1 pseudogene is annotated in these 465 nt (G+C 34.2%); it reads right to left on the bottom strand.

The annotated features are described in order from the left end of the window. Positions 1–453, bottom strand: a pseudogene (locus tag DMB44_RS09165) (RNA-guided endonuclease TnpB family protein); the annotation flags it as partial. Between the last annotated feature and the right edge of the window lie 12 nt (positions 454–465).

The following is a 465-nucleotide window of genomic DNA, read 5'->3' as shown; positions in this document are numbered from 1 at the left end:
ATCATCTAATCTTGTCTTCACCTCCAGATCCATGATTTTTGGGAATTTTAATATTCCATTATCAATAGAACACTGCTGGTTTGTGAATATTAATATAAATTCTCCATCTTTATTCTTGTATTTTGGTGGTTTCGGAATTCCATCGAATAGTTCTGGATGTTTTTTGTATGTTTTTAATGCCCTGAAGAAGGAATTCCATGATTCCTTGACCTTCTTAATTGTCCACTGTGCTGTCTGTGCTGGCAGTTTCTGGAAGTTGTTGTTTTCCTCTATACCTGATGGTTTTGAAAACTGTTTTGCAAGATCCTTGTATGATGATAATTTTTCCTTATTGAAGAACTGGTTTCTTAGGATATAATTTACCTGATTATATAGGTTCTTTGATACATGGCACATTCTGGATATTACGCCATTATCATGGATAAAGATCTGTTCAGTTCTCATCGTTTTCATAGCCTATCTCCA

The sequence above is a fragment of the Thermoplasma sp. Kam2015 genome (assembly GCF_003205235.1).
GTDB lineage: Archaea > Thermoplasmatota > Thermoplasmata > Thermoplasmatales > Thermoplasmataceae > Thermoplasma.
The sequence above is the reverse complement of the archived record's forward strand: the minus strand, read 5'-3'. Positions and strand labels throughout refer to the sequence as shown.